We start from the raw sequence: 5,907 nt of genomic DNA, 5'->3' as shown, positions 1-5,907 counted from the left end.
GAGCGCTGACCGCCGCGAGCCTGCATGCCGAAGTCGAAACGGCGATCAAGCGAGGCGCCGCGTTCCTCGACAGCCAACAGATCCGGGAGACCTTTCCGGGATACCGGGAAGCCTACCGGTTGGATCCAAAGGGGGGTTGGTGTTTTGCGAGCGTGTGGCATGGATGGCCGGTCAGTGACTGCACGGCCGAAGCGTTGGAGGCGTTGCTGAGTACACCGACGGCAATCCTCGACGCCGATGACAGCCGTAACGCGGTGCGCTTCATCCTCCGCTGCCAGAACTCAGACGGTGGATTCGGAAGCTACGAGGCGCGGCGATCCAGGGTGGGACTCGAATGGTTGAACCCGGCCGAAATGTTCGGGGATTCAATGACCGAACACTCCCACGTCGAGTGCACCGCTTCGTGCATCACAGCGCTCGCCAGCTTTCGACGCCACTATCCGAACTATCTGGGTGGCGAGATCGAGCCGGCGATTGCGCGCGCGCACGAGCGCTTGCTGATTTCGCAGGCTTCGGACGGTTCCTGGCGCGGCGTCTGGGGTGTGCATTTCATCTATGGAACACTATTTGGTGTGCGAGGACTCCTCGCCGCGGGTACCAAGCCCAACGATTCGGCCATTCGCCGGGCGTGCCATTGGCTTCGGGCAAGACAACGAGCAGACGGCGGATGGGGAGAGGATCCCGCCAGCTGCGTGAGCGGCGCTTATGTTGAACATCGAGAAAGCCAGGTGATTCAAACCGCCTGGGCGCTGATGACGCTACTCGCGGCGCGCGACCCGGATTGGGGAGCCATCGTTCGGGGTTCGCGCTTCCTGATCGAGCAGCAAGAGGAGTCGGGCGGCTGGCCCCGACAGGATCCGGCGGGTGTCTTCTTTCGCACGGCGCTACTCGACTACACCCTCTACCGCCAGTACTTCCCGCTCTGGGCGCTGTCACTCTACGAATCGCGGCGGCTGGAGCGATTGGCGTTTTCCCCGGAGCCGGCAGTCCCACAAGAATCCGATTCGATTTAGCCGCGCTCTACCTGACGAGAACACGCGCGACCACCCTCATTACCGATCGTCGCTCAGACTCCGAGTCGAATTCCTCTGCGGGAGTTGCTGCCCGGGTGCGGTGATGGGAGGCCTTCGGGCTCGAAATGATTAGAACAAGAAAGGAAATAATGCCTTGCGGTGTTTTGGATAGTCCGGGAACCGTTCGCGGTACCAGCGGTGGTTGGCGAAGGCACGCGGCCCGAGATTTGCTGCCGTGTAGAGCGCAAAGGCCAAACCGGCAAGCGACCAGGTCGCCAAGGCAAAACCCAGCCACTCGAGAATTTCACCGAGATAGTTGGGGCAAGTCACATACTCGTAAAGCCATCCTCGCGGCACCTTGTAACCTGCCTCCCCAGGTTTGCGCAGGTCGAGCAGAATCTGGTCGGCCTTCAGGTTGATTCCAAAGCCGAGCATGAATACCGATACCCCCGCAATGAAACGAGGGTCCAGCAACCAGTCGTTTCCATATGCACCGAAATGTGAAATCCAGCGCGCATTTACATAGGCGTTGAGGGTGTTGAATGCGATGGCCAAGCCCATGATGAACAGGGCCATGCGCTTTCCTTCTGTACGCAAGCGAAAGGGGAAGATGAACACGCGGTGGATGTAGTGGAGCTGCCAAAGGCCAAGGAAAGCAAGGGGCACGGCCTCGGTGCGATGCTCCCCCTGCATGAAAATCCAGGTGAAGAGCACCACCGCGGGCATCTCCATGAAGATCCAGCCAGCGCGATTGGGAACCGTGGGTCCCCAACCCGAGCGCTGATGACGGCCATATGGCGCTGTGATGAAGAGCAGCGCCATACAGGTCACCCCCGCCAGGAGAATCTCGAGCCAGGTTGCCCAGGAATGAATTTCCGCTTCACTCATCACGGTCTCATCTACATCTACCTTCCCTTGGTCCATCGGCCCATTCTGCCCGAACTCGGCTGATGGATAACACCATACAGTCATCACCACGCAATGGACGCGCGCGCGCCGAACGTGCGCGGGCGGTCATAGGCGTCGACGAGTGGCGAGCCGAGCAGGCTCGACCCGACGATCTTGGTCGTGGCCACGTCTTTGTCGAGGGCGTTGTCGATGAAGAGATCCAAGCCAAGGCGGCTGCCCTCGCTCCGCCACATGAGGCGGAAGTTCAGCAGGAAATAGGCGTCCTGGGTGTCGGCCGGCTCGTTGGTCGGGCGGAAGAAGACCTCGTCCGATGCGTAGACCTGCGCGAAGGGCGTTACGCTGCCGAAGCGCGCGAGGTCGAACTCGTACGTCGCGGTGAAGCTGCCCGAGAAGCGAGGTGCGCGGGAGAGTTGGTTTCCGGTGCAGTCCTGCTTCGAAAAATCCTTTGCGTCGAGGCAACCCTCGTAGTCGGTGTAAAGCGTGTCCAGAAATGAGAACTGAGCCTCGAGCGTGAGCGGGTCGATCGGGAGCCAGGTGGATTCCAGCTCGATGCCAAAGATGCGGGCGTTCGCTGCGTTTTCGACGAAGTTCTGAGCCTCGAATAGCTGGCTCACCTGCAGGTCGTTGTACCAGTAGATGAACGCGGTGACGTTCAACAAGAGTCGGTTGTCGAACAGCTTGTTCTTCAGGCCGGCCTCGAGGGCGTAGAGGTTCTCGGGATCGGCGTCCTCCGGGGAGAAGATTCCATCGCCGCAATCCGGGGCGTCGGGGTCACCGCCCTGGTCGGGGTCGCAGTCCGGATCGTTGCCGAACTCGCCGCCAATCGGAGCAATGTCGTTATTCAGCGTACCCGCCTTGTAGCCCGTTGCGAAGCGGCCGTACACGAGGGATTCGTCCGTGATCGGATAGTCGAGGCTGATGCTGCCGGTCGGCTCGCCCCAGTTCTCGGAGCGATGATCATCGATCGCTTCGAAGAGCGCGAAGCTCGTCGGATCGCCAAATTCGTCGACGAGATAGATGATCGGACTCACGAGGTCCGACGTCTTCCAATCGTGGCTGTAGCGGACTCCAGCCTCGATCCGAAGCTTGTCGGTGATGTGATACCAGCCGTTCACGAAGCCCGCGATCGAATAGGCGCTCGATTCGAAGTCCTGGTGGAAGGGTACGGGGATATCGATAATCGTATTTACATTGTTGAGGAGCGGTATTGTCGCGGGCGCATCGATGGTGTTGTCGCCCGTCGTTCCGAGATGGAAGATCCCCAAGAGCCAGCCGCCATCTCCTCCGTAGTCGGACGACCAGTCGATTTCACCGACCCACTCGTTGCCCGCCCACCATTGATTGGCAACCGCGAGCGGCACGTCGGAGTAGTCCTGATCGTTGACGCTGTAGTCGTCGAAGTCGGTGTATGAACCCAGTACGCGCAGCTTCGTCGCACCGAAGAAGGGGATCTCAGGCAATTGCCACTGGATGTCGGCGTTGCCGCTGATCATCTCGTTGTCGATGTCGCCCTTTGCATCCAGGTAGACGTGCCGCTCGTTCTCGGGATTGTCTGTGGCTCCGTCGTAGATATCCTGCTCATTGAGGGGGGGCGGGAGGAACGGAAAATCGACGAAATCGGGCTCTGGCCCATCGCGTTTCAGCGCGTAGCCGACGCCAAGCTTCCTCGCGTAGTTGAAGCGCAACGTCATTTCGAGCGAATCGTCCGGTGTCAGCAGCACCTGGGAGCGGATACCGAAGTCGCTGGCGTCGTCGGCGTCCTGATCGGAGCCCGTGATATAGAGGTTCTCCTGGTAGCCGTCGCGGTTCTCCCAGAAGCCGCTCAAACGCACAGCGGCGAGGTCTTCGACGACCGGCACATTCAACACGCCGCGGACCATCGTCTGGTGGTAGTCGCCGAACTGAAAGTCGCCGAGAGCCTCGAAGTTCGGGCTCGGTGGAGTCGAGATGATGTTCATCGCGCCACCCGTGGCGTTGCGACCGTAGAGGGTGCCCTGGGGTCCGCGGAGAACCTCGACGCGTTCGACATCGAAGAAGGTGAGCGCCGTGATCGATCTCGCGCGGTTCTGATAGATGCCGTCGATGTGGACCGCCGTCGACTGATCGGTGCCCTGGGCATTCGACACGCCGCGGATCGTGATCTTCGCCTCGCCCCGCTCCTGGCCGTAATGCATGCTTGGAACGAAGGCCTGGATATCCTGTAGCTGCGTGATGCCGGCGGCATCGAGCTGTTGACCCAAGATGGCCGACGCCGCAGCGGGCACCTCCTGCAGTTTCTGTGAGCGCTTCTGTACGGTGACCGTGATCGTTTCGATGCCCGCGTGCGGCTCGTCGTCGGCACGCACGTCTGCCAATTCGGATTCGCCGAGACCACCGTCGAGACCGTCATCCTGTGCTCTCGCTCCGAACGGGAAGAACGCGACCGCGACGACGAGGAGCCAGGCCTGGCCGCGCCGGCGATCATTCCACCACATCAAGACTCACTCTCACCCACCACGCGGAGTCGTCGTTCCAGGGCTCCCATGTCGACCGCGCGCGGGGCTCCGAGCTTCGAAGCGCTTAGCGGCAGCTCGCGAAGAGGGCGGAAGCGCCGCCGCGCTCGCGCAGGCGACTGAGCCCCGCGAGCCCGAGCACACCCGCAAGCAAGAGGATCTCGCGACTGGGCTCGGGAACAACTTCCACGCCTTGCCAGGTGTCCTTCACCGTAGCATCCGCATCGGGTCGATCGATATCGTCCGAGGGGTCGCCCGGCGTTCCGTTATCGCTTGCGAAGGCGTCTCCGAAGCTGGTGTTCGTGAACACGGTGAAGGTCGGCAGAGGGACGTCGTCGATTCCGTCCAGGTCTCTCGGAAACGGATCCGTCACAAAGCCGCAACCAAAGCCTGTGCAGGTCGACTCGCCGATGACCGATTCCTGGTATGCGTTCACACCCACCACGTTATCCCAGGTGATCGTCGAGCCGGATAGGGTGCCGGTGCCCTTTCGCGACAGCATGGTACTGATGGTCGTATGCACGAGTGATAGGCCCGACGCATTGATCTCGAACTCCCGCTCGAAGTGCGTATCCGTGAGCTCCACGGGTCCATCGACGATGTTGCCGCCCGGCGAATCCGCGGTGAACTCGATGGTGACGAGGAGGGGATTGTCCACGAAGACGTCCACGCTTGGGTCTCCAGAGTCCACTACATCGACGACGTATTCGACGTCTCCAAGTCCTAAGGGCGTACCAGAGATCTGCTGCCGGTAAGCCCCGCCGTCGATGGTCTCCAAGCTATACGTGATCGTCACCTTCGGCTCGGGGAGTGCCTCGGCATTGGTGGCGAGTATCGCCACGGATAACACAATGCCCAGCATGCATGCTCGCCGTAACGAACTCGTCGAGAGAAGAGCTTCCGTATGCATTAGGTTCCTTTCGTCGCCGCTTCGTGAATGGCACCGCGGCATGGTGAAGCAACCGCACAACAGTGAATACCCCTCTGGATGCAACGCCACACTATACAGCGAGCGCGCGGGAATATCCGGAGACGAAGCGGTTCCTCTCGCTGAGAGACGACTGGGGCGTGTCTCGCGCCAAGGCCCTTCCCCGAGGGTGACAGGGCGGCTGGTCATGGATTTGTGGGCGAAATCGCGTATTGGGTCAGAAGGCAGCAGTCAGCATCGCGCCGAGCTGCGCGTGCTGGTGCCACGGCGGCGATCGTGCCGGTCTGGTCCCTCTGGGAACCTTGTATGGCACTGGAACTGGCCTCGGAAAACATTCGAGTGAACGCTTTGTGCCCGGTGGCCGAGATACTCCGGTTGGCTCGCTTCCTGCCCGGCCAAGTGCGGTGGTCTTTCTCCACTCTCCCGCTCTACTGAACGGAATGCGGGGTAGGTTCAACCGGTCGCTGCAACATCTTCTGTTTTAGCTCATAACCCAGGAGGTGTCGCAGATGGCAAGAACAAGAGGAGCGAGGTTTTCGGCTTCGCAGAAGAAGGAACTCTGGGA

General features: G+C 60.9%; 4 protein-coding genes. 1 reads left to right on the top strand and 3 read right to left on the bottom strand.

Annotation, left to right across the window (positions count from 1 at the left end):
* Positions 1 to 1,013 (top strand): 2,3-oxidosqualene cyclase (locus IH881_19935; protein MCH7869972.1); only part of this gene is annotated, 1,013 nt, incomplete at its 5' end.
* A gap of 129 nt (positions 1,014 to 1,142) precedes the next feature.
* Here the strand turns inward: IH881_19935 and IH881_19930 are convergent.
* The 3 genes from IH881_19930 to IH881_19920 all read right to left on the bottom strand — a co-directional run bounded on the left by IH881_19930 (position 1,143) and on the right by IH881_19920 (position 5,276).
* Positions 1,143 to 1,901, bottom strand: a complete 759-nt coding sequence (locus IH881_19930; GenBank protein MCH7869971.1) for a DUF1295 domain-containing protein — start codon at positions 1,899 to 1,901, stop codon at positions 1,143 to 1,145.
* An 83-nt stretch (positions 1,902 to 1,984) separates the two neighbouring features.
* Positions 1,985 to 4,399 carry a TonB-dependent receptor gene (locus IH881_19925; GenBank protein MCH7869970.1) on the bottom strand — a complete coding sequence of 805 codons (2,415 nt, stop codon included), beginning with the start codon at positions 4,397 to 4,399 and terminating at the stop codon, positions 1,985 to 1,987.
* Between the two features lie 82 nt (positions 4,400 to 4,481).
* Positions 4,482 to 5,276, bottom strand: a complete 795-nt coding sequence (locus tag IH881_19920) for a hypothetical protein (GenBank protein MCH7869969.1) — start codon at positions 5,274 to 5,276, stop codon at positions 4,482 to 4,484.
* Between the last annotated feature and the right edge of the window lie 631 nt (positions 5,277 to 5,907).

Source organism: Myxococcales bacterium, from assembly GCA_022563535.1.
Taxonomy (GTDB): domain Bacteria; phylum Myxococcota_A; class UBA9160; order UBA9160; family UBA4427; genus DUBZ01.
The sequence above is the reverse complement of the archived record's forward strand: the minus strand, read 5'-3'. Positions and strand labels throughout refer to the sequence as shown.